The following is a 22,315-nucleotide window of genomic DNA, read 5'->3' as shown; positions in this document are numbered from 1 at the left end:
CGGGGAAGACCTATAAATAGGTGTACACCTGGATGCCCAGCGCCTCAGCGGCTTTTCTACCACGCTCGTCTATGTGGGGCGTGACCAAGGCCAGCTTCGGCTCTACGCCGGTGGCGCGGCGGTAGAGCTGGCCTATCCGCCACAGCTTAGCCACGTCGCTATCTGTAGCGGAGGCCTTAACCTCCACGAGTATATGCACGCCGTCTTTAACCAACACGTCCACCTCCACGGGCGAGGGGAAGCCGAACACCAGTCCCTCCCCGTCGAAGTAAGACCACCGCACCACCTCCCCAACCCCCAAAACATCCTCCACAATCCCCCGCACCGCCTCTCTAAAAGCCTCCTCTGCCTCCACCCCCCAGCGGGCGCCCAGAAGGACAAGCCGCCTATCCATCCTCTGGAGACCCCGCTCAAGCGCCTCAAACCTCTTAAAAGCCTCACGCCACCTCCGTTCGTTGGCCCTCCACCGCCTCTCGTTCATCCTCCACCTCCGTTCGTTTTCTCTCCACCTCCTCTCCTGTTCTTTTATGTAGGTTTGGAAGTCCTCCCTCAGCCTCCTCAGCTCCTGTAGCACCTCCCCCAGCCCTATGAGGCCGGCTACAGCCAGCCTAAACTCCTCATCCTCTCGAAGAAGCCTTAGGAACTCCCTCTTCAAGTTGTCCACGAAATATGCCAGAGGTATAAAAATAACTTTATCCGCTGGTTATATATTTCCAGCTGCCGCCATGGACATGGACCCAAGGGGGAACGTCTGGGTTAAGCTCCTTAGGGAGAAGGCGCAAAAGATATACGTGGTGGAGTACCACTGAGTGTGGATTTCGAGGACTTCCTGAGGAGACTGACCGCGTGTAGGGCCTGCCCCCGTCTCGTTGAGTACAGAAGCTCGTTTCCGCCCGGCTACTGGGCCAAGCCGGTGCCCCCGTGGGGGAGCGGCCCCATAATGGTGGTTGGTCTCGCCCCCGCCGCCCACGGGGGGAACCGCACTGGCCGGATGTTCACCGGCGACCGGAGCTCCCAGAACCTCTTCAAGGCGCTCTACGAGGCCGGCCTCGCCTCTAGGCCGTACAGCATCTCGCGGGACGACGGGGTGGAGCTCTACGGCGTGTACATAACCTCCGCCGTCAAATGCGCTCCCCCCGGCAACAAGCCCACCGCCGAGGAGGTGAAGAACTGCAGCCGGTGGCTGAGGGAGGAGGTGGAGATAGTCAAGCCCAGGGTGGTGGTGGCCCTGGGCAGAGTGGCCTGGCGAGCTGTGTCTGAGATCCTCGGCGTCCGGGAGGAATTTAGACACGGGGCGGTGGTCGAGAAAGACGGCGTGTATCTAGTGGGGGCCTACCACCCCAGCCCCCGCAATATAAACACCGGGAGGATCGCTGTGGAGGAGCTCGCCGAGGTGTTCAAGCTGGCGAAGAAACTGGCTAAGGAAGAGATACAACACTCCTAGGTTATGTCTTTTATAAGGCGCGTATACGTCTCTCTTATGACTACTGGAAGTTTATTTTGTCCACGTTTTACAACATGGAGCGGGTGTATGTAGTCGAGGTATTCCACCCGGCGAGGTTGGTGTTGAGGGGGCCTGTGGTTCTAGAGAGGGAGGGGGTCTACGGCAGAGAGCACTTCGCCTGGCTAGGCCCGGCGGCTATGTACATATCTAGGAGACACTTCGCCTTGAAGAGGGTTGGGGGCGCCCTCTACATCCTAGACTTGGGTAGTACCAACGGCACCTACGTAAACGGCGTGGACATAAGGGGGGAGGGGCTCGTGGAGCTGTACAGGGGAGACGTGGTGAACGTGGCGGGGGTCGTGGAGTTTATCGTTGAGGAGGAATAGTTATTAACTGGCTTTTATCGTGGCTTATGGCTAGAATCGCCAGATACTACCGGGAGTACGGCCTGAGGATCGTCAGGGGGCTCCTCCAGTACGTCTGGGACGACGGGGGCAGGCGCTATCTAGACTGTAACACCAACCACGGCGTTGCCTTCCTAGGCCACGCCAACCCCAAGATAGTGGAGGCCGTGAGGAGGCAGCTGGAGGAGGTGTGGGCCGTGCCCCTCAACTTCTCCACCCCTGCCAGGGAGCGGTTTATAGAGGAGTTCTCCAGACTCCTCCCCGCCAAATTCGGCGTTGTGTTTCTACAGAACACAGGCACCGAGGCCGTGGAGACCGCCGTCAAAATCGCCAAGAAGATAACCAGGAGGCCTACCATCGTCGCCTTTACCAACAGCTTCCACGGGAGGACCATGGGCTCCCTCTCCATAACCTGGAACGAGAGGTACAGAAAGGCCTTCGAGCCCCTCTACCCCCACGTGAGATTCGGCAAGTTCAACGTCCCCACAGAGGTGGACAAGTTGGTGCAGGAGGACACCTGTTGCGTGGTGGTGGAGCCGATACAGGGAGAAGGCGGCGTCAACCCCGCTACCCCCGAATTCCTAAAGGCCCTCAGGGAGGAGACCCAGAGGAAGGGCGCCCTCCTCATAATAGACGAGGTGCAGACGGGCTTCGGCAGGACAGGCGCCGTCTGGGCCTTCCAGAAATATGGCGTGGAGCCAGACATCTTCACGGCAGGAAAGGCTGTGGCGGGAGGCCTCCCCATCGGCCTGGCGGTTGCCCGGGAGGACTTCGGCGACGTGTTTGAGCCCGGGGAGCACGGATCTACCTTCGCCGGAAACGCCGTGGTCATGGCGGCCGCCGCGGCCGCCTCCCGCCTCCTCAGAGAGGAGGACGTCCCGGCCAAGGCCGAGAGGGCCGGCGCCGAGTTGGCCAAGGCGCTGGGCGAGGTGGAGAGCAGACTCGCCGTTAGGGTGAAGGGGGTGGGCCTCATGCTAGGCCTAGAGCTGAGGGTCAAGGCCGACCAGTTCCTCCAGCCCCTCCTGGAGCGGGGGGTCCTCGGGCTGACCGCCGGCGTTAACACCCTAAGGTTCCTCCCGCCATATATGATAACTAGGGAAGACATAGAGCTGGTGCACGCCGCAGTCTCCGAAGCCCTCAAGAGGGCCCAGTGAGGAGACGCCAGCTGTTCACAGCCGCCGGCGCCTTACTTCTGGCCGGCGGGCTCGCCGGTGGCTTCTACACTGAGGTCACCACACTGGAGCTGGGCCTCGGGAGACGGGCGGCCTTCCTCTCCGACCTCCACATCCACACTCCGAGGAGACTTGAGCTCCCGCCCTACGACATCCTGTTGATAGGGGGAGACACCTACGACGAACTCACCGCCGATCTCGCGGCAGTGACGGAGACGCTACGCCACCTGCCCAAGCCCAAAATCGCCGTGTTGGGAAACCACGAGCACTGGGCCTCCCGCTGGATCCCCCTCCGCCGCGGCGTCGCGGCGCTAGAGGAGGCAGGAGTCTACGTCCTCGCCGACGGCTGGGTCCAGATAGGGGGTCTCAGGATATATGGCCTCGATTGGAGAGACGACCCCAGAGACTACCCCCCGGTCAAGGACGCAGACGTCGTGCTGGTCCACTCGCCAGACGCCTTCCATTTGGCTGTCGGTGGCCTCTACCTCGCGGGCCACACCCACGGCGGCCACTTCTGCTTGCCCGGCAACGTCCCCTTGTACACCAACAGTCGCTTTGGATACACCTGGGGTCTCTACAGGAGGGACGAGGCACTCATGTATGTCACGAGAGGCGCCGGGGAGATGACGCCAAGGGTTTTCTGCAGTAGAGAAATTGTCCTACTTACCTAAGCCACATACAACACACCACAGCGCCGGCGCTTGGAGAAATGCTCATCTTATCAATGGGGCCACCCGCCGTAGGTAGAGAGTGATCACTACAAAGTCGGCGAGGATAAAGGCGTGCATTATAGTACAATAGATACAGACGGCCTTCAACACGGCGAACTCCAGATAGACGAGGTAGGGCAGTATGACGAGGCCGAGGAGACGCCACCAGAAGACAAAGCGGGCGGCCCGCCTAGACAGAGTTCTGTACAGCCACAGAGCCGCCCCGATGTTTACTACAAACCAGACGGCAGCCGCCGCGTCCAGCGGGACGGGGCCTATGTAGGCATAGCGGCTAGTCAACACTTTGATACAATCTAGGGTGACCCCCGGCAGAAGCTCTACATTGGCGTAGCAGCCGGGCGGGAGGGTGCCGAGGAGGTAGAAGAGGTATATCACCAGTAGAGACGCCACAAGTCCGCCGATGGAAAAAGCCACAAGAAACACAAGCCATATATCCACCACTTGGCTAATAACATGCATTTTAAAACTGTACTATATGTGCAGAATTGGCATATATTTAGGAGACGAGGTAGACATGTGAAAATATACGAGATAAGAGTACGCCGCGCCCTAACCCCCTCCGGGCTACCGGAGTACGACTACGCCCTCAACCCCTACGTCGGCTGTCTCCACGGCTGTCTCTACTGCTACGCCCAAGACTACACCAGGGGGCCGCCCGGCGCCGCCTGGGGCCACATCGTCTACGTAAAGGCCAACCTCCTGGAGGTCCTCAGGCGGGAGGCCGCCCAGCTCAAGCCCGGCGTCGTGGGGCTCTCCACTGTGACAGACCCCTACCAGCCCCCCGAGACCAAGTACAGACTGGCCAGAGGCGCCATCGAGATACTGGCGGGGGCGGGCTTCCACATCTCGGTACAGACCAAATCCCCCCTCGTGCTGAGGGATCTAGACCTCTTCAAGAGATACAGGGAGTTGGTAGACGTGGGCATCACCATCACCGCCATGGGAGACAAAGCCCTGGAGCTGGAGCCGGCCGCCCCGCACCCCACAGCCAGGGCAAGAGCCGCCGCGAGGCTAGCCGAGGAGGGGGTAAAGGTGTGGATCTTCCTAGGCCCAGTGGTGCCGGGCTACAACGACAGCCGAGAGGACCTCGCCGAGGTTATAAAACTCGCAGCCTCCATAGGCGCCGAGCTTATATACGACAGATACAGGCCCAAGCCCAGGGCACACGCGAGGCTACCCCCCGCCTACAGACAAGAGGCCGGCACGCAGTGGTGGACACAGGTAAAGAAAACCATAGAAGAGCTCTGTAGAGAGGCCGGGGCGAGGTGTCTAGACGTGGAAGAGGAGTGGAGAGCTAGACGCGGGCGACCTCCCTCAGAAGCCGGGCTAAATGGGGCGCCCTAGTCTCCAGCTTCTTCACGGCTGTTTCTACGTCGTCATAGGGGTCTACGCCGTATCTCACGAGCGTATACGCGTGAGCCCCCAACACGTCGACCACCACTATGTGTACGACATACATCCAGTTTAAAAAATCCTCCGTGGCGGCTTTCAATTATGCTTCGGCGGCTATTGTGCGGCTAGTTTTACCTGATGGATATATAACTGGGCACTTCTCTTGACCTGTGTTCTATGTATACGTTAACAAGAGAAAGCAGAGAGTATTGATAACTAGAGAAAAGATTAGAGATCCCCACTGGAGACTAGCTGGGACACACTCGACAGCCACGGCGGCGAAAAGACATGCAAGATTTATCGCCGACGCCCGCGACTACATACTGGAGTGGGACCTGCTGACCTTCTAGCCTTTCAGCTTCTTCTAAGTAATATAGGGGTGGGTAGTTCTCTCTTCTTCGCATATCGAAGACAAAACCGGAGACAATATTGACACTTTGTCATCGAAGTGTTTTGGGCGCTATTTTTAAGAGCTGGAGAGACACATAATGCTTGTGAGGGTCTTGAAACTCTTACAGAGACTATAGTCTCAATAGCAGTGTAACATAACTTTTGAAGAGACAAATCGTATGTTTGGTGAGGATATGTTCCAATGTTAACAGCATACGCTTTTACAACATAAAAGAGTCTAAATTTCCACTACGTCGCTTTGGCGGCCTTGGCGCTTATTTCAGTACATTAATACCGTAGTTATTGTAGCGAGAGTTCCTCATTTGTGTTATATCAAGGGGTATCTATGTCTTACTTACCTACGGCGGCGGTTTACTACCGCAATCTCGGGAATTTAGGAATAATGAATGATTAGGTATAAACGCATTAAAAATTACATATGACGTAACTAAATGCTTTGTCTTAAGACATAACAGAGCCGTCTTGAATTAATCTATCATGGATTCTCCTGGCTAGATCGGCTAATCTGATAAGTCCTCTACCCTCTAGGTCCAAAGTGAACAATTCAGCCCACCTCCCGTACCTTTCTATACTCCAACGCCCGAATTTAAGAAGGAGCGGCAGATAGAGCACAGCTTGAGGGTTTGGAATTACAATCCATAGCATATTCACGCGGCCATATCTACTCTCTACCACTTCTCTAAGTTTATGAATCACAGCGCCTGTTCCGTACAAAGTCTCCACCTCGACGGCTAAATCTCTGTACGGCCCTTCGCACTCCACATACACATCAACTCTAATACCGCCCAGTTCGCGCTCGGTATCGACACAACTCAGCGCTCTTTCCCACGCAGTCTTGTCGTCAAGTCCTGTCTGTTTTAACTCTTCTGATATTTTCCCCGCTAGATAGCTTACGACAAACGCTTTAACGAGGTAATGCATTTTAGATTCACTGCCGCTATCATCACTAGGTTTAGTCCTTAGTAATATGTCAAACACCCCTGTAGCTCTTTCTAACTCCTTCCAGAACCAATCCTCTAGGTAAACTATTCGTTCATCAAGATCGCCATATGGCTTGCCAGAAAGAGACGACATTCCCCACATGGCATCTGCCAATACATTGAGAATCTGAATGTCCTCTCTTGCTAGGGCTATTTCTATAGGTCTTGGCGTGTCGGACATCCCCTTTTTCCAGAAGTTTTTGACCTCTCTTAACCTCTCCCCGCTCCCGTAGAACACGAAAAAGCCCAAACGTTGTGAATAAAGCTCTCTCAACCTATCAAGAATGCCGTCTCTTATCAACTCTATTCGAAATCTTCCACCCCGCAGATCAAATACAAAGATCCTACCCCCGGCGCTTACGTCTACCGGCATGATCTTTTCAAGATCGTCCGAGTTACTAATGTGTTTGGAATTTGTAGGGAGACTCCCAGCTCTGACCAAATATATCTCTCTTAACACTCTCTTAAGAAATTCAATATAGTCTTGCGACTCCTTCTCGGCTAATATCACAAGGGGTCTATCGACTAAGATTAAGCTCAGTCTCAAGAGGGGGTTTCGCGCGTAAAGGTTCTCAAAGAAGCTGAAGAGCTCTATATCGTAATCTCCTCCAGACGCCTGCGGCACCCCCGTCGTCGAGACGCGTGGAGCTAAGATCTGAGGCACGTCAGAAGACAAAGGAGACAAGAAAAATGAAGGTTTCTCAGCCCAAGAGACCGTAGCCGGCTGAAGATGGGGCTCTGCCGTTTTGATCTCAGGTACTACGTCATTAAGAGCTAGAGGGCCGAGCCTCTGAGCCTCTTTGAACACGACATCAACAGGCGCTAGTTTAGGAGCTACGCCGGGAAGTTGAGGAAGGTCAGTCGCCAGGTCGGGAACAGTTATGCGAGGCCTCTGGTGTATCTTCACCACGACCGGCTCTAAATATAGAGCCTTTTCACCGAGTTGAGGCACCTCTGACGTTAAAGAGAGACTATATGTCTGCGGCGACCTAAAGGTCACTGCAGGCATACCAAAGTTCAATGCCGTATTAACTACTACTCTATCGCCCACTCTTTCAACAGTAGCCGATTTAAAGAACTTTACAACTCTCTCGACTTCTCCTTCTCTCAATTTAAGCCAAGCTAAGATTATAGTCTCGTCGCCGCGCTTACCGCGAATCTCTACTTGGACATAGCGCTGAGAGGACATATCAAATAAATACGTACAATACCCCGTTTTTCAAATCTTTTGTCTCAAGCCGGGCCAGGCCTAAAAACAATAGCTGAGAGAAGACCTCAAGGAAATTACTATAACTGATAGTTCCGAGTCTTAACCTTAGTTGTGCGCCGCCACGCGGTCTCGGATCTTTACAGAACGAAGTTTTACATTTAATATCAATATCTCTATCTGAGTCCGAGATGTGTACATTACCTGCCTCTACTGCCAGTTTAAAACCTAGATAATATATCAACGGACTTTTATCTAGTTGTTTTTCTATATACCCTGTTTGATACACTAAATATTTTGTTGAAAACCTATCTATATACGAAGAGTAATGGGTTACGTATTCTCTCAGCTCATCTCTTGACAAGCTATACATTAAGTCGTATACTACGTCTAACAAGGATAAGACTTTATTGCCAACGCTGTCGGCTGTATGGCCTACTACTGCAAGCTCTCTATCCAGTTCGCCGCCTAAGTCTGGCACTAGCTTGACTGTTAGCTTTATGCCGAACCTCTCCATAAGTGCCTTTGTCTTATCGCTAAAGAGCTCTTCGCCATACATAAGTTTCAGATATGGTCTCGGCGTTGAGCCTAAAGACTGTAGGAAGAACGTAAACGGGTTATAGAGCGGAAGTATGCCAACTGCGGCGTTTATAACATCAACAAACGCATTAACAAGATCTTGGGCATCCTTAACATCGTACTTTTCCGCATTTACACTCATATTAGTTCGCAAATATAGATAATCCAATAAGTTATATATTTTTATTATCCACTTCATTAACGTGTGTTCCGATGGCAGTACCGCATGTTCTGACTTAATATGCTGAATACGGAACCCTTTGGCTGCCTCTTCCAGTAATGTGTGTCTCGCTTTAGCTAAAAGTCTGTTTCTGTTATCTATATCGGCCTTAAGATCGTCGCCCAGCCCTATTCCCAGCACTTGCCGATAGAAATAGGCCATTGAGTTCTTCGGTATACACTCTTCCCTCATTACGCCAGATTTTACACAGTCTTGACTTACGCCTCCTAGGAGGATTCTTAGGGCAAGTTCTCTATGTGGGCCTTTGAGCACTTGGCCTAGGTCGTCTGAGAGTATACGCAAAAGGTTTTCTCGTGCGCTCACAAAGCCCAAGACCTTGGCGTACAAATCTCCCAAGGTTGTATATTTGATGTCGCAACCCGTAGCGTCTCTTGGCAAAAGATAACATCTCCACCAATTCTCATCCCAATACTGGATATCCGGCACCTTGGTTTGCGAAGGCATGCTCATGTCTCCTCAGGAGGCCCTTCCATTAGCCGCGCCCCCTCAAACCCCCTAAGGTTGAGAACCTCCGCCATGAACTTAGGCGCCGTATACCCTGTAGGCAAGACGCTGTAGAGCGCCAACGGCCCCTTCTCATCTCTAGATAGTGCGACCACGCTGTCTATTAACAAGCCGCCGCGATTTTCGCCGAGGATAATCCCTGAAACAGCGTCTAATATGAACACGTAACTAAGGGTATAGGAGAGCAGAACGCTCAGCGGAGCATGGAACCCGCCCTCTCCCACCGCGTAGTCTCGGTAGAATTCAAACTCATCGTCGTAAGCCGCAAGAGACCACACCTCTACATGTCTCCCGTCCTTAAACAGCTTGATTATAATATTATAGATCGGCGGCTCAAAGAAGTCGAAAATATAGGATTCGTCATTTTCACACCACCTCCTCCAAGCGGTCGGCTCGTGTTCACACGCGTCAACACGTAGGGCCTCCCTTGTCCACCCTAGTTTATCTAGCAACACTCCTAAGTCTACAGGCTTTGCGAAGTGTCCCCTTATGCGGATTGCATCGATATCATCCATAATATTGCCTACCTTTTCACGAACCTCGTGAGCCCACATAAGGTCGGCCAACTGCGGCGGCTTCTCCTCCGTTGGGGGGCCGAAGTCGGGGTTCCAGCCTTCGAAGGTCGCCCTTGTGAAGCCCAGGGCGGCTACCCACTTAGCGAGTTCGGTTTGAAACTCCGCTATATAGTACTGGGTCTTTTTCAATTCTTCCAAGCCCTTCTCAGTAAGCTTGTAACACCCCCTTTTCTCCTTTTCTAGAAGGCCTTTCTTTATGAGATTTTTCAGCAAATTCCCGATAGCCCCCTTCGATCTGCCGAGTTTCTTTCTTACGTCAGATGGCCTTAGACAGTTGCCATTTTTTGTTGCGTTGTAGGCTAGTTCGAGAATGAGCAGGCTTGTCCTTATTTGATACATGGAGACAAGTCCCGAGAGATCTTTTAAGTTTTACACTAGAACTTTAAGTTCGAATAACCTAGAACTTTGATTCTTGCTCAAGTTCTAACAAAAGTAATAAATAGGCCAGTATAGAAAAATTTCATGCCGAAGTGGGAGATTCACAACGAAATCTGCAGTCACATACTGGGCCTAGACAAGCGCTTGTGCAACAGAGTGAATGAGCTTATTGACGCGTCCACCAAGTATCACGACATATTGTGCAGGCCGCCCAGCGATCCTATTACTGATCCTATTAATAGAATGTTGGTTATACGCATAGGATATCCTCCTTGGACTTCTGCCTGTGAGCTCTTCAAAGAAGACAAGCTCTGTGGACGCAGTCTCTGGGACTGTCTGAGGGCGGGGATCCTACACTGTCTCGCAGACAGGGCCTACGAGTCCCTGAGGAGAGGATGGCGTATGGATTTAGCTAAGGCAAGCCCGTCGGAGTATGTCGCCGATTTAGTAGATCGGTATTTGGCTGATTTGATGTATTACGAAACATCTCTTGGCGGCACTTTTCGTTGCGAAGCCTATGAACTCACATCAGTAGTGGAAAGCGTGGTGAGATCTCTATTGGATAACTCAGAGTTCTTTGTCGACACGATCTTGAGAGAAGCACAAAATGTGGGAATACGAAATGTAGAGGGCGTTAAGAAGGCGCTAGAGAGATGTCTAGGGAATTCTAAAAAGTTTGTGTGTATGTTTTTTGAAGACCTCATACCAGGGTTCCGCCCTTTGCCATTGACGGCGGCCGCTAATAAAATTGAGACTATGCTTGGGCGCGGCGAGAAGGTCTGTATAAAATTTATAGCTATAGCTGATGACTTTTTCTTACAATGCGACCCTGCCAAAACTATATGTTTTAGTAACCTAGACGAATTACTGGTTCAATGCATCCGCCTGTCTGTAACATAGAAAGCTTATCATTTTCAATATCCACATGATGTGCCATTTTCCGTAAGACCCCACCTTCCAGGGATCTTAAGAGTACCAAGACATCGCGTCATGTTTTGACTAACCAGCGGCAGACTCGCGTTGATCCGGTACTGCGCCACCTCCCGCCTGTAGTACTGAGGCGGGAGGTCCGGCGATACCACTGTCTCAGCCGGCAGATCCACACACTGGCCCGCCCCAATTGCCAACCACCCAGTCGTCCCCTTATACTACTGGCCTGCGGCGGCCTTTAACAAATCCCTGACGTCTTTTTCGAAGACGTCCATCTCACTTGCTATCCACAGGAGGAGGATGACGGCGGCGAAGAGAAAATACGGCACGAAGAGCAGGACTACGGCTAGGGGCCAGGGGTCTTGGGTCACGAGGACGCCCAGCCTGCAGTCCACCCTCACCTCGACGGGGATTAGGCCGTACCTCTTCCTGAGGGCTAGCTAGGGGCCTACCCACGCCGCCTCTGTGCCGATGACGGCGAAGGCGTTGCGGAGTGCCGAGAAGTCGCCGGGGCAGACAACCCGCCTCTGCAACAGCAGGCGGATGGCAAGGGCGGCGACGACTACGGCAAGGGAGGTTAGTGGAGTTAAGCCACTCTATATATCTTCAACGGCCCCCTTTTATATCTTCTCGCGCGTATCTCCTGACGACGCTTGGGATCTTCTCTATGAGGTCGCTGGCGGTGATGTGGAAGCCTAGCTGGGCCGCGGCCTCCTCGCCGGCTAGTCCGTTGACGAAGGCCGCCACGGCCGCGGCCTCCAGGGGGTCGCGCGTCTTGGTCATAAACGCAGCGGTGAGGCCTGTGAGTACGTCGCCTGTCCCGCCGACGGTCATGGCGGGGGTGCCGGTGGTGTTTATCTTGACCCGCCTCCCGTCTGACGCCACGTCGTATCTGCCCTTGAGTAGTATGACAGCGCCGATCCTCCCCGCCCACTCCCTCACCGCCTCGGCTCTCTCTCTGAGCTCTCTCGGCGGCTCTACGCCCGTCAGCGCCTTGAACTCCCCCGCGTGTGGGGTGTACACCACCTGGGGCCCCCCCACCGGCGACCCCTCGAGGGCTTTTATGGCGTCTGCGTCGACGACAAGCGGCTTTTTGACCCGCGCGGCTATTTCTCTAACCGCGTCGGGGGTCTCGCCCTCCAGCCCCAGCCCCGGGCCGATGGCCACCACGTCGAACTTCTCCGCCAGCCTCAGCACCTTCTCCACGTGGCGTAGGGAGAGCCTAGGCCCCTCCAGCGGGACGGCGATTATGTCTGGGCTGTAGGCCTTAGCCGCTTGCGCCGCCGGCTCAGGCGCTGCGATGACCGCCAGATCCACGCCAGACCTCAGCGCGGCCAGCGCCACGTACATAGGCGCCCCCGAGTACTCGAGGGACCCACCCACCACCAGCACCCGGCCGTGGTCTCCCTTCTTAGCGTCGGCCCTCCGGGAGAAGTCTAGATAGGCGAAGTCCCCCGGCCCAACCACCACCTCAGCCTCCGGCGGGATGCCGATGGGCTCCACCACCAGCTCCCCCACGTACCTCTGCGCCCCCTCAGCCAGGAGGCCCCTCTTTGGCTTGTGGAAAGTGACGGTGAGGGCGGCCCTAACCGCCTTGTCCCGCACCTCCCCCGTGTCTGGGTCCAGCCCGCTGGGGACGTCCACAGCCACCTTCGGCGCAGGAGCCACGTTCATGAGGTCGACCGCGGTGGCGTGCGGCTCCCTAAGCGCCCCCCTCACCCCCGTCCCCAACACCGCGTCTACAATTACATCCGCCCAGAGGAACCAGTCCTGAAGAGCGAGAAGCTCCAGGGGAGTCGCCGCCAGCGCCAACTCCACCCCCCACAGCCTCCTCACAGTCTCGAAATTCGCCCTAGCCAACTCCTCCCTAGGCTCCCCAAGCCCCACCACCCTCACCCACAGCCCCGCCCCGTGGAGATGCCTAGCCGCCACGTAGCCATCCCCCCCGTTGTCCCCCGTCCCACACACCACCAAAACCCTCCTTGCCCCGGGAAACTTACGAACGACATTCCTCGCCACAGCCGCCCCCGCGTTCTCCATCAACACAAGCCGAGGCACCCCAAGCCACTCCGCGTTCCTATCCACCACATACATCTCAAGAGAGGAGATAGCCTCCATATCGTCTACAATACACACAGATAAAAACATACCCTCCCCAAGTTCGGCAAAATTTGCTATATGCTACACAACGCCGTGTGTCAAATAACCGGCGCTAAATACGATGGCAACGTCTTAAAATTTTTCTTGATCTCAGAGGAGGAGAGCTACTAAACCAGAGCTGGCGCGGAGAGAGAACACCTTACAAAATGCCGGCTAATGGTTGGTCAGGGTGTTTTGTATGTCGTAAGGTTTTTATGATGGAGGTTTTGTCTTAGTGTGGCTGTAGTGTTGCCTGAGAGGTTGGTTAGGGAGGCGGAGCGGAGGGGTATTGACGTGGGGGAGGTGGCGTTGGAGGCCCTGGCTAGGGCTCTGGGGCTGGATCCAGCCGATGTAGCCGCCGCGCGTGTAGAGCTGGCGGAGAGGTTTCTCGCCGAGGCAGAGCAGTACGTCGAGAGGGGGGACGCGGTACAGGCCAGCGAGAAGCTCTACAAAGCTGTGGAGGAGTGCATCAAGGCGTTGGCAGAGGCGCTGGGGGTCGAGGCGCTTGGGGAGGTCAGGCGGAGGGGCCGGTGGGATACTTGGCTTCTGGGGCGGGCGGCGAGGGAAGCGGCGGAGAGACTGGGAGAGGACAGAGTTAGGCTGGCGTGGAAAGACGCCTATGATATACACGTGTGGGGCTTCCACGAGGCTAAATACGACGTTAGGGACGTGAAGGCGGCTCTGCCCCTGGCCAGGTGGCTCGTCGAGTTTGTGAAGAGCCGCGTGGCCGGCCGCCCCTAACCTGCGGGGGCTCCCCCGGCGTATGTTCGCGGGGCTGTGGAGCCCCTGCGTTGAAGGTTTGGCCTTAACTGTGTTGACACGGGAAGTATCGGTGTGTTTAAAAATAGTGAAGGGGAGGGGACTAGCACCTGGAGGGCCCGGACTTGAGGAGGTGGGCCGAGGCCAGGTTCAGGCGGGTCACGGATTAGATGTTTCCTTTGAGCCCTTTTCTCTGAATATCGTGGTTGGCTTCCTTCTTATGGAAATGTGTAATCTGAGTGGGAGGGGCCGGGCCGTCGTTCCCCATGCCCGACGAACCTGCGGTGGAGGCAGGTCGCCGGTGGAGGCGCAGAAAAGGGGAAGGCCCTAGGCGTGGGCAACCATGAGCGCCTGGGACAAACGGTACACAGTGGTTGGAGACGCCGGGGTTGACGAGGTCACGTCGCCCGACTTCAGAGACTACGTGGTCAGATACAGGGAGAGGCCATCCCCTCGAGCTGAAAGCAGAGTGAAGGAGGCAGTCACGTTGACCAAGAGGAGGGGACGGTGGCCGTCCACACCCTCCCCGCGGCGGCGTCTTCGCGTGTAGCTTAAGGTATTTATAAAGGTATTTCAGTATGCGTATGTTGGAGGAGGCTTGGAGAGCCCTCAAGGCGGCGTATGAGGAGCTCGAGCGGTTTGGGAAGACGGGCGACCCCATGCTTGTGAGAGAGGCGGCTGAGAAGGGCTGGCTCGCCGTGGTGAAGGCCGTCGAGGAGCTGCTGGGGGCGTACGGCGTGGAGGCTAAGACGTACAGAGAGAAGAGAGACGCGCTGAAGAAGCTGGGGCTGAGGGATCTGGTGCGTAGCTTTGCGGCTATGTCGCAGCTGCTCCACGTCGACTGCTTCTACGACGGCATGTGCGACGAGCAGTATGTCAGAGAGTATCTGAAAGACGTAGAGGATATACTAGACGAGGTTCGGCGCCGGTTGCAGCGCTTGAAAGGCCTGTAGGGAGGTGGGGCCGCAATGTTTTAAACTGCGACACATATCACAGATATGGACGTGGGGAGGCGGGCCCTCCTGTATCTGGTGGTGTCTCACTGGCGGAGGTGGGGGGAGGTGTGGGGGAAGAAGAAGGTGCAGAAGCTGATGTTCCTAGTGGAGCACTGGGACGGGGGGAGGGGGTGTCCAAGTCGCTGGGCCTCACGGGGTACAGGTTCGTGGTTAGGCCCACGGGGCCCTACTCGCTCAAGCTGGACAGAGATCTGGAGTCGCTTGTGAGGAGGGGGTACATAAGAGATAGGGTGTACGGCTACGACTTGTACCACAGCGTGGTGGCCGACGGCGAGGTGGTGAGGCTGGGCTTCTACGACGATGAGGAGCCGAAGGTCATACACGTCCTCCGCCCCACCAGGTCGGCGGAGCGGGTGGAGGTGGGGGAGCCCTTGCGGGCGAGGATAGACGCCGTGGTGGACAGGTTCGGCCGCTACACCGCGAACGAGCTGGAGATCATAACCCTGGCCATGCTCGGCGTGAAAACCCGCAGAGACCTCGGCCGGCCGGTGGACAAAGTTCTTACGGCCAAGGCGCCGGCCTAATCCGCGGAGATGGAAAGCCGTGAGGCTGTTGAGTCACGACGTCGCCGTGGGCGAGGTAGCGATATCCCCCTCCCGGAAGTACACGGCCTACTTCAGGAGGGACCTAGACCTCCTCAGCCGGGGGTCGACCCGGGGGACCTAATAGCAGTGGCCCAAGCCGACCTCTCCGCCTCGGTGCCCCGGGATGTGGAGCCCGCGTTGAGGAGGCTGGCCGCGGCCCTGGGGTGGGGATTGGGCCAGGTGGGGGCCAACACCTCGTCGACTTGGCTGTTCTCCGCCGCGCTCTTCCACTATCTGGATAGATCCGGCTTCAGCCTGGGCTTCGCCGTCGAGCCCCGCGTTGGCGTCGGGTGGCCAAAGGCGGTTTTCGACTACGCGCTTGTAGGCAGACGGGGGCGGCCCCGTGGAGGTGAAGCGCCTCACAAGCTGGAAAAACCTACAGCTCTACACCGACAACTTTAGGGAAAAGGGCATCCCAGGGTCGGTCCTCCACCTACACGTCACCCCCAAGCTCTGCCGCCTGACGCTGCCGGAGGGGCTCAGAGCCCTGCTCGAACTAGCCAACATGGGCCCCGAGACGAGGGTCATCCTCACCTACCACTGCGGAGACACCTGGAGCCTAGAAGACGTCGCCAGGCTCGCGGAGAGGCTGTAGGCCGTCCTTCGGAACCCGGCCGGCTTGGCGGTGCTGAGGAGACCGGGAACCCTCCGATGGAGATCGAGAAAGGGGAACACTGCTATATACCCCCGGCAACTTGTAGATGTGGTTGACGTGATCGTGTTGGATCTGGACAGGGCTCTGGGGGTTGCCCGCGTCGGGATGGAGCTGGAGTGGGTGGTCCGGGGGGAGCTTGCGGTGGTATACGCCGCTGGTCTCGGCCCCGTGGCCCTTGCCGCTCCGGCGCAGAGCGGCCGGAGGGCGAGGATCAAGGCGGTGCTTAAGTGCATCGCGGAGGGGCGGGGCAGCGACAGGCAGTGTATAGAGAAGGCCGGCGAGGCGCTGAGCGCCCGCTGCGGCAGGCCTGACCCCCCACCTTCGGGGGCGTGCTTCTGCCACATATACAGGCTTTTCGAGGTGAGGGGACAGGTGTACGACCCCTGTGAGCTAAAGGTGCCGGATGATCTACGGGACGTGCGGGAGACGCTTAGGTTCTTCGGCAGGCTTATACAGGCCGTAGTTTACGGCCAGTCGCTGGACAAAGACGCCGTGGCTGAAGCCGCGTGCCGCGCCTTAGAAGGGCGGGATCTCTACTGCGACAGGGAAAAAAGGGCCTACGTCAAACCGCTCAACGACCTCCGGAGACTGGGGATCCTCACTGTTGGAGGCGGCGGCGATTGGAAGAGAAATATAGCCGCCAGACTAACCCCATTGGGAGAGTTCATAAGGCGGCTGGGGCGCGGCGCGGATGCCGTGTTGGTGGGGTCGGCGCCCTTTGCCCTCTGTCGTTGCGGCTACGCCGCCGGGAGCCTCCATGTCGCCGAGGCGGGGTACTGCTTGGGTCTGCAGAGCGCTGTGGGCGACTCCCTCCTGGAGACGGCCCTCGCCAGCTATTGGAGGTATGTGAAGAGGGAAGCCGCCTACCAACTCGTCCCCTATGGTTGCCCCGTCGACAAGATTCCTCTGATGCATTCAATAAATTCCTCTTCCGACTTCTCATAGTCCGGGTTTACTCTACTGAACCGAATTTCTGCCTGCGTCGAGTCTATGTTGGCTGACACCGCGGGGCATCCGCCGGCTTGATGTGGCGGCTCCAGCGCCGCCACGACCCCCCTTAGTCTGTGGTCTCTGGCCACATCCGCTAGATATGCCACAAGCCTTATGGCGTCCGCTCTCCTCAGTCTCCTCTCGTCTAGACGGCGGTATTTAGCCTCGACGACAATCAAGTTTCTCCCGCTCTCCACAACTATGTCAGGCCTGGGCGCTATCCCTGCGATCCTCCGTATCAGCTTAGACGTAGGCGCCTTGTTGAAGTACACTCTGCCATCGCCCTCTACGTCTACGGCAATCCCGCCCCTCAGCACTTTTGCGGCGAGCCCATCCCTCTTGAGCGTTCTCACGGTGAGGGCTAGGACGTAGGTTTCATATAGCTTCGTGCTGGGGATCAAGAAGAACTCAGACCCAACTCTTCTAGCGATGGCGGGCAGATAGAAGTAGTCACCTGGGTCGAGGTCCTCCACCCAGAGGTGTGGGATCTCCTCTTCGGCGTCTTTATGGAGCACTTTTAAGGCGGACTCCAGTGAGGAGATATAGAGTTCAAGCGCCTTTCCTACCCCCTCGGGCAAGCCGGATATGTACCTCAGTGCTCCACGGAGGAACTGGCTCAAGTTGCTTAATGTCAAGAGCACCGAGCTGGCCAGCCAGACGTTGGGCACCGAGATGTTTTTGACAAGGAGCTCTCTGTCTCCTCTGACGATGAGCTTGCCTGAGCTCGCCTCGACGGCGGCCCGGAAGTACTTGGGCTCCCGCTGTATCAAGCCTCTGGCCTCCCAGATGATCCTCGTGATGCGGACTATGTTAGGCACGTTCGTGGCGACGAGGCTCTTCGAGAGCAAATATAACGGGTAGACGTCGCGCAGAACCTCGTCGGTTCTCTCGACCATTCTGTAGTAGCGGCTTACCCTCGGCTTTATCACTAACTCAATCCCGCCTGCGTATCTATAAACGCCGACCCAAAAGCCTGTGTGCACTCTGTCTCCCACAACGTCAGGCCTCGGAGTGTCCAAGGCTATCCCGCCTACTGCCCCCCTTCTGAAATAGCCGAGGGTCGCCCGCATGTCGAGTACCGCCTTCTTCAGCTCCTCTGCCGATACGCCGGCGTCACATCCCTCGAGCGCCTCGCTTAAGGTTGGCGTCTCGCCCTCAGTTAAGACGCACCGGCGCATGTCACTCAGGCAGCTCTTGGAGTAGGGCGTCAGCGATCTTATACGATAGGGAGGCCTTTCCGAAGATCTCCTGGACTCGCCTGGCGAAGTCTGCGAATAAGGCGCGGGATTTGTCGTTAAACGAAAGCAGTGCCCTGAAGCGTAGCTTGGGGACTGCGGAGGAGAACTGTGAGAGAACTAGGGAGGAGTAGGCCAAGTCGGCCAGAGCCTCTTCTCTCAAGTCAGACAGAAGGTGTCTCAAACTCGCGTAGACCACCAACAGCCGGGCCAGATCGGTTAAGACGGAGGGGCCGAGCTCGAGGCCCAAGTCCTTGGCTACGCCCAGCGTCCAAGCGAGTAGTCCGCCGAGACCGAGCTTAGACCAGAGCCCCCTCACCTCCTCTTTAATCCCCGCGCGGTCGCTGAAGTTGAGCTTGACCAGCGTGGCTATGTCGCCTTCCACGGCGTCGCTGGGAGATAGCTCCTCGATTGCGCGGTCGACGAAGCGGTCTAGAGCTTCGTCAAGTTTCTTGGCAAACACGCCCCCCTCCTTCGGCGAGATCTCCCGGAGGCTGGGCTCGTAGTCCTCGTAGAAGGGCAAGACGTAGAGATAGGCGAACCTCCTGAGGAGGGCAAAGCTGAGCTTAAAGAGCTGCGCCCTATCCACGACATTCATAGTGGCGAATAGGCGGAAGGAGTAGGGCAAGGGCAGGCCCCCCAGCCGCCCCGCCAACTCTCTCAACCTATCGACTACGTCACCAACACCCCCCACGCACTCCTCTACAGCCGCCCTATCCTCCAGCTCATGCGCCTTAACCACCGGCACCCTATATCTATACGCCAGGTCAAGCGCTGTGAAAAGATCTCCAAAGATGAGATCCACGTTAGCCCTATTCAACTCGTCAAACACCACGTGGCACGGCCCTACTCCCCTCAGTAGAGAAACCCACGACCGAAGCACCGCGCAGCCAAACCCACCAAACACCCGCCTAAGCCCACCACCAGCCCTCTCAAAACGCACCACAAGATCCTCAAACGAGAGGCCATCCCTACCCACCACAAGCACAGGCCCACATCCAGTCATAAACCCCGCAGACTCAAGCGCAAGCCTAGTCTTACCAACCCCAGGAGCACCCACAAACAACACATTCTTACCAGACACCAACAACAACGACACAAACCCCCTCAACACCCCCACCATCACACAAACCAACAACCACCCATATATTAACATAGACCCCCAAAACGACCCCCGACGAGAAACCCCCAAACCCCCACCCGGAAGCCGCCGAACCACGGCGCCGAACACTCCAACACCGAGAGACGCGACCCGGCGAGATACACAGCCGCTCAGCCCCAGCCATGGCCAGACCGCCGGCGGGCCGACGCCAAGATCTTCAAAGGCCGTTGACACCCCCTACGGCACACACAGCGGGGCACCCACCAGACGAAAAGCGCAAAAGAGCTGTGTATAAACGTAAAGGTGGGTAGGAGCCGAACGCCGACCCCGCAAAGAACCATGAAAAAACCTAAAGCTCAAACAATGAAAAACCAAGCCATCATAAATAATAAAACACGCTAGATAATCAAGATAAAGCTATATAGGTATACATGTCAATATCTAAAATCAAAAATTTCATTGACTCACCGTTAGCCCGGCACATATGAATCACTGTGCTGTTGTTTCTACTATCTTTTGATTTCTGGCCAGGCTAATGGCCGAGCTTCTCGCCGGCGCGAGGGGAGGTTGCATCTTCATCCGCACAAAAGACATCTGCGGCGAGGACAATGCCCCGTGTTCACGCGAGGTGGGGCGGATACTGAGGGGGATGGGCGAGGTGGTGTGGAGGAAGAGGGGCTCTGTCAAGGGGGTGCTCCTAGAGACGCGGCCGTTGGCGTATCTAGTGGCCCTCGCGCTTGGCCTTACTGAGATTCAAAGGGCTTCTCGGCGAGGGCGGCGATAATCGACGCCATGACGCCGAAGACGTAGGAGAAGGCAAGCCAGGCAAACCTGTCCCTACGCCAGAGGAGCCAGCCGATGAAGGCCATGGCGGGGATGGCGAAGAGGGGTAGGAAAAAATAGAGTATTCTTTTAAAAACCTGCGGCATGGAAGCCCAACCTCGCGGCGAAGCCGGCGGTGTTTCTACTATCTTTTGATTTCTGGCGTGGCCTATGTCGAGGGCAATCCAGCCCATAGCCGCCGTGGAGTTTCTACTATCTTTTGATTTCTGGACGCTCGAAGACGCCCAGCTACCCCAAGCCCATGCTGGGTTTCTACTATCTTTTGATTTCTGGAGCAAGAACAAGCAAGACAGTTCAAGGCCGTGCCAAAGATAATGTTTCTACTATCTTTTGATTTCTGGCGGCGCGAGGGCCGCCGCACAGGCAGGGAGGCTTGCGTCATATGCCGTTTCTACTATCTTTTGATTTCTGGGGCTTGTTTGTATAGATCTTTTGGGTTTTTAAGTTTTTTCGTGGTTTTTTGTTCTTTCGGCGGTCGCTTTCCAGCCCCTCTTTACATTCATACATTCTCCTGTCTGGGTGTAGGCGTACGCCATTCTTCGCCTTTACGATCGCAACTACGCCCTAGAGACGGCGGAGACCCAGCGCCGTTCTTTGCCTTCGGCTTTCTAAACCCTTGTCTAAAGTATGTTGCATCCTTTACCGACATATAGAGGAATGTTTTAATGGGGTGGTGTTGTGGCTGGTGTGTATCTCTATTTCGGCCGGGTTAGGGTTGGCCCTCTCGTTGGCTACCTCTGGCTGTTGGGCCGTCGGCTGTATCTGAAGGTGGGCTGGCGTCCTAGCGACACTGTCTACCTCGGCAGTGTAGACGATCTTCTTGGCGTCGCCGTGAGGGTGAGGAGGCTCGTCCCGAGGCCCCTGCCCGTTAGGCAGCTCGTGGCGGCCCTCGTCGACGCCCTAAGGAAGGCCTACTACGTGGCGAGCCGGTGCCGCGACTCGCCGCGTTGGAAGATACGCGCCTGGGAGGCGGCAATGGCCATAGAATACGCCGCCACCGCCCTCGCCATGTACTGGCCAAGCGCCGCCAGAAAAATACTAGACGATGGTTAAGCGTGGTGGGGGTGGTGGCTTGGTGATGGGTCTGGGATGGCCTACTGTTTCTAACGTGTGGGTGGCGTATGAGAGGGTGGCTTTCGGCTGGTGAGTTTTTAAGCTGTTGGTGTCTTTGGGTTGTGATTGTGGTAGTTTTTGGGCCTGCTGGTAGTGGGAAGACTACGTTAGTTGGGGAGTTTGGGAGGTATCTGTCGGAGCAGGAGTTTAGCGTGGCTTATGTAAATCTGGACTGTGCTGTTGAGTCTCTGCCCTATAGGCCGAATTTCGACGTGAGGAACTACTTTACTCTTGTAGACGTAATGAGGAGGTTTGGCCTTGGGCCTAATGGGGCTTTGGTGAAGAGTATGGAGCTCCTCCTAGACCTCGTTGGCGAGGTCTCTTCTAAGTTGGAGAAGCTCGGCTTGTTATATGACTATGTATTTGTCGACACGCCTGGCCAGCTCGAGCTTACGTTGTTTCACGACGCCGTGGTGAAGCTCGTCGAGTCTTTCGCCAGGAGGGGTCTTGCGTTGTTTTTGACGCCGGCGGATATGCTCAAGAGGCCTAGAGATTTAGTCTTTCTCAACCTCATGGCGCTGGCAGTTAGAGTGAGGTTTGAGATCCCGCTTGTCACAGTCTTGACGAAGGCCGATTTGTTAGATAGAGAGTTTGTAGAGAGGCTACGCGCCGGGGTTGCGCAGGGGCTCGGCGGGCTTGAGGAAGACCTCGTGGCTGAGCTAGCCTCTATTGTAGATAGGCTTGAAAAGAAGCAGAGGCTTATCAAAGTCTCTGCCATAACTAGAGAGGGCTTTGACGACTTGCAGACAATTCTACACGAGGTCTTCTGTACCTGCGGCGAGTTGACCTAGCCGACGTTAAGTCACCGCTGGCGAGATCTCGGGCGTAGGCCGGCGTCTCTACGCGGCGCGGGTCGCCAGAGAGCCGCTGGTTGAGGTTTTTCTTGGCGTCACAGCGGCGGTCTTTTTAAGTTGACGTTAATGTTGTCGAC

Annotated in this window: 29 protein-coding genes and 1 CRISPR repeat array; of the genes, 17 read left to right on the top strand and 12 right to left on the bottom strand. The window is 56.1% G+C overall.

What is annotated here, in order from left to right; translation table 11 throughout:
• Positions 1-10: 10 nt before the first annotated feature.
• The gene (locus ACZ49R_RS10260; protein ID WP_464733023.1) at positions 11-664 is read right to left on the bottom strand and encodes a PD-(D/E)XK nuclease family protein; all 654 of its coding nucleotides are present in this window, start codon (positions 662-664) and stop codon (positions 11-13) included.
• Here ACZ49R_RS10260 and ACZ49R_RS10255 point away from each other — a divergent pair.
• From ACZ49R_RS10255 to ACZ49R_RS10235, 5 genes are all read left to right on the top strand, one after another.
• Positions 657-809 carry a hypothetical protein gene (locus ACZ49R_RS10255; protein WP_464733022.1) on the top strand — a complete coding sequence of 51 codons (153 nt, stop codon included), beginning with the start codon at positions 657-659 and terminating at the stop codon, positions 807-809. The two genes, ACZ49R_RS10260 and ACZ49R_RS10255, sit on opposite strands and share 8 nt — an antisense overlap.
• A 2-nt stretch (positions 810-811) precedes the next feature.
• The gene (locus ACZ49R_RS10250; RefSeq protein ID WP_464733021.1) at positions 812-1,444 is read left to right on the top strand and encodes a uracil-DNA glycosylase; all 633 of its coding nucleotides are present in this window, start codon (positions 812-814) and stop codon (positions 1,442-1,444) included.
• Positions 1,445-1,518: 74 nt separating this feature from the next.
• Positions 1,519-1,830: an FHA domain-containing protein gene (locus ACZ49R_RS10245; RefSeq protein ID WP_464733020.1), complete on the top strand. Its 312-nt coding sequence runs from the start codon at positions 1,519-1,521 to the stop codon at positions 1,828-1,830.
• A 26-nt stretch (positions 1,831-1,856) separates the two neighbouring features.
• Entirely contained in the window at positions 1,857-3,002 is a 1,146-nt protein-coding gene (locus tag ACZ49R_RS10240) for an aspartate aminotransferase family protein (protein ID WP_464733019.1), read from the top strand.
• A complete protein-coding gene (locus ACZ49R_RS10235) occupies positions 2,999-3,691 on the top strand; it encodes a metallophosphoesterase (RefSeq protein ID WP_464733018.1) in 693 nt (230 codons plus the stop codon). Before ACZ49R_RS10240 ends, ACZ49R_RS10235 begins: the two co-directional genes overlap by 4 nt.
• A gap of 42 nt (positions 3,692-3,733) precedes the next feature.
• Here ACZ49R_RS10235 and ACZ49R_RS10230 read toward each other — a convergent pair whose 3' ends face one another.
• A complete protein-coding gene (locus tag ACZ49R_RS10230) occupies positions 3,734-4,210 on the bottom strand; it encodes a vitamin K epoxide reductase family protein (protein WP_464733017.1) in 477 nt (158 codons plus the stop codon).
• A 57-nt stretch (positions 4,211-4,267) separates the two neighbouring features.
• Between ACZ49R_RS10230 and ACZ49R_RS10225 the strand changes: the two genes are divergently transcribed.
• A complete protein-coding gene (locus tag ACZ49R_RS10225) occupies positions 4,268-5,095 on the top strand; it encodes an SPL family radical SAM protein (RefSeq protein ID WP_464734127.1) in 828 nt (275 codons plus the stop codon).
• Here the strand turns inward: ACZ49R_RS10225 and ACZ49R_RS10220 are convergent.
• Entirely contained in the window at positions 5,046-5,210 is a 165-nt protein-coding gene (locus ACZ49R_RS10220) for a hypothetical protein (RefSeq protein WP_464733016.1), read from the bottom strand. The genes ACZ49R_RS10225 and ACZ49R_RS10220 overlap by 50 nt on opposite strands.
• 103 nt (positions 5,211-5,313) lie before the next feature.
• Here ACZ49R_RS10220 and ACZ49R_RS10215 point away from each other — a divergent pair, with 103 nt between their 5' ends.
• On the top strand, positions 5,314-5,493 hold the full coding sequence (locus ACZ49R_RS10215) for a hypothetical protein (RefSeq protein ID WP_464733015.1): 180 nt from the start codon (positions 5,314-5,316) through the stop codon (positions 5,491-5,493).
• A gap of 502 nt (positions 5,494-5,995) precedes the next feature.
• On the opposite strand, the gene ACZ49R_RS10210 is transcribed toward ACZ49R_RS10215, so the two are convergent.
• Genes ACZ49R_RS10210 through ACZ49R_RS10200 form a run of 3 tightly spaced genes read right to left on the bottom strand, consistent with a single transcriptional unit; the run spans position 5,996 to position 9,979 of the window.
• Positions 5,996-7,723, bottom strand: a complete 1,728-nt coding sequence (locus ACZ49R_RS10210; RefSeq protein WP_464733014.1) for a hypothetical protein — start codon at positions 7,721-7,723, stop codon at positions 5,996-5,998.
• 1 nt (position 7,724) lies between these two features.
• Entirely contained in the window at positions 7,725-9,005 is a 1,281-nt protein-coding gene (locus ACZ49R_RS10205) for a hypothetical protein (RefSeq protein WP_464733013.1), read from the bottom strand.
• Between the two features lie 2 nt (positions 9,006-9,007).
• Positions 9,008-9,979 (bottom strand): helix-turn-helix domain-containing protein, encoded by a 972-nt coding sequence (locus ACZ49R_RS10200; protein ID WP_464733012.1) that lies wholly within the window; start codon positions 9,977-9,979, stop codon positions 9,008-9,010.
• A gap of 123 nt (positions 9,980-10,102) precedes the next feature.
• Between ACZ49R_RS10200 and ACZ49R_RS10195 the strand changes: the two genes are divergently transcribed.
• Positions 10,103-10,918, top strand: a complete 816-nt coding sequence (locus ACZ49R_RS10195) for a hypothetical protein (RefSeq protein WP_464733011.1) — start codon at positions 10,103-10,105, stop codon at positions 10,916-10,918.
• Positions 10,919-10,932: 14 nt separating this feature from the next.
• On the opposite strand, the gene ACZ49R_RS10190 is transcribed toward ACZ49R_RS10195, so the two are convergent.
• The 3 genes from ACZ49R_RS10190 to ACZ49R_RS10180 form a co-directional block, all read right to left on the bottom strand.
• Positions 10,933-11,121, bottom strand: a complete 189-nt coding sequence (locus ACZ49R_RS10190) for a hypothetical protein (protein ID WP_464733010.1) — start codon at positions 11,119-11,121, stop codon at positions 10,933-10,935.
• A gap of 45 nt (positions 11,122-11,166) precedes the next feature.
• A complete protein-coding gene (locus ACZ49R_RS10185) occupies positions 11,167-11,343 on the bottom strand; it encodes a hypothetical protein (RefSeq protein ID WP_464733009.1) in 177 nt (58 codons plus the stop codon).
• 211 nt (positions 11,344-11,554) lie between these two features.
• Positions 11,555-13,066 carry an NAD(P)H-hydrate dehydratase gene (locus tag ACZ49R_RS10180; RefSeq protein WP_464733008.1) on the bottom strand — a complete coding sequence of 504 codons (1,512 nt, stop codon included), beginning with the start codon at positions 13,064-13,066 and terminating at the stop codon, positions 11,555-11,557.
• A 258-nt stretch (positions 13,067-13,324) separates the two neighbouring features.
• On the opposite strand from ACZ49R_RS10180, the gene ACZ49R_RS10175 reads away from it, so the two are divergent.
• The 6 genes from ACZ49R_RS10175 (at position 13,325) to ACZ49R_RS10150 (ending at position 17,046) form a co-directional block, all read left to right on the top strand.
• Positions 13,325-13,828 carry a PaREP1 family protein gene (locus ACZ49R_RS10175; RefSeq protein WP_464733007.1) on the top strand — a complete coding sequence of 168 codons (504 nt, stop codon included), beginning with the start codon at positions 13,325-13,327 and terminating at the stop codon, positions 13,826-13,828.
• A 602-nt stretch (positions 13,829-14,430) separates the two neighbouring features.
• On the top strand, positions 14,431-14,799 hold the full coding sequence (locus tag ACZ49R_RS10170; protein WP_464733006.1) for a DUF5618 family protein: 369 nt from the start codon (positions 14,431-14,433) through the stop codon (positions 14,797-14,799).
• On the top strand, positions 14,706-15,386 hold the full coding sequence (locus ACZ49R_RS10165) for a hypothetical protein (RefSeq protein ID WP_464733005.1): 681 nt from the start codon (positions 14,706-14,708) through the stop codon (positions 15,384-15,386). Before ACZ49R_RS10170 ends, ACZ49R_RS10165 begins: the two co-directional genes overlap by 94 nt.
• Before the next feature lie 9 nt (positions 15,387-15,395).
• Positions 15,396-15,848, top strand: coding sequence for a hypothetical protein (locus ACZ49R_RS10160; RefSeq protein ID WP_464733004.1), 453 nt, complete (start codon positions 15,396-15,398; stop codon positions 15,846-15,848).
• Positions 15,790-16,041, top strand: a complete 252-nt coding sequence (locus ACZ49R_RS10155) for a hypothetical protein (RefSeq protein WP_464733003.1) — start codon at positions 15,790-15,792, stop codon at positions 16,039-16,041. Before ACZ49R_RS10160 ends, ACZ49R_RS10155 begins: the two co-directional genes overlap by 59 nt.
• 180 nt (positions 16,042-16,221) lie before the next feature.
• Complete coding sequence (locus tag ACZ49R_RS10150) at positions 16,222-17,046, top strand: hypothetical protein (RefSeq protein WP_464733002.1); 825 nt, start codon at positions 16,222-16,224, stop codon at positions 17,044-17,046.
• Here the strand turns inward: ACZ49R_RS10150 and ACZ49R_RS10145 are convergent.
• Together ACZ49R_RS10145 and ACZ49R_RS10140 are read right to left on the bottom strand one after the other, a co-directional pair.
• Positions 16,980-18,269: a hypothetical protein gene (locus ACZ49R_RS10145; RefSeq protein ID WP_464733001.1), complete on the bottom strand. Its 1,290-nt coding sequence runs from the start codon at positions 18,267-18,269 to the stop codon at positions 16,980-16,982. The two genes, ACZ49R_RS10150 and ACZ49R_RS10145, sit on opposite strands and share 67 nt — an antisense overlap.
• A gap of 1 nt (position 18,270) precedes the next feature.
• Positions 18,271-19,449: an AAA family ATPase gene (locus ACZ49R_RS10140; protein ID WP_464734126.1), complete on the bottom strand. Its 1,179-nt coding sequence runs from the start codon at positions 19,447-19,449 to the stop codon at positions 18,271-18,273.
• Between the two features lie 514 nt (positions 19,450-19,963).
• Between ACZ49R_RS10140 and ACZ49R_RS10135 the strand changes: the two genes are divergently transcribed.
• Positions 19,964-20,212 carry a hypothetical protein gene (locus ACZ49R_RS10135; protein ID WP_464733000.1) on the top strand — a complete coding sequence of 83 codons (249 nt, stop codon included), beginning with the start codon at positions 19,964-19,966 and terminating at the stop codon, positions 20,210-20,212.
• Here ACZ49R_RS10135 and ACZ49R_RS10130 read toward each other — a convergent pair.
• A complete protein-coding gene (locus tag ACZ49R_RS10130) occupies positions 20,172-20,357 on the bottom strand; it encodes a hypothetical protein (protein WP_464732999.1) in 186 nt (61 codons plus the stop codon). The genes ACZ49R_RS10135 and ACZ49R_RS10130 overlap by 41 nt on opposite strands.
• A gap of 31 nt (positions 20,358-20,388) precedes the next feature.
• Positions 20,389-20,683: a CRISPR direct-repeat array (repeat unit 25 nt; unit sequence GTTTCTACTATCTTTTGATTTCTGG).
• A gap of 275 nt (positions 20,684-20,958) precedes the next feature.
• On the opposite strand from ACZ49R_RS10130, the gene ACZ49R_RS10125 reads away from it, so the two are divergent.
• Positions 20,959-21,324: a hypothetical protein gene (locus tag ACZ49R_RS10125; protein WP_464732998.1), complete on the top strand. Its 366-nt coding sequence runs from the start codon at positions 20,959-20,961 to the stop codon at positions 21,322-21,324.
• Between the two features lie 122 nt (positions 21,325-21,446).
• On the top strand, positions 21,447-22,175 hold the full coding sequence (locus ACZ49R_RS10120; RefSeq protein ID WP_464732997.1) for an ATP/GTP-binding protein: 729 nt from the start codon (positions 21,447-21,449) through the stop codon (positions 22,173-22,175).
• Positions 22,176-22,315 lie beyond the last annotated feature (140 nt).

It is taken from the genome of Pyrobaculum organotrophum (assembly GCF_055384425.1).
This window is presented reverse-complemented; position numbering and strand designations above follow the sequence as displayed.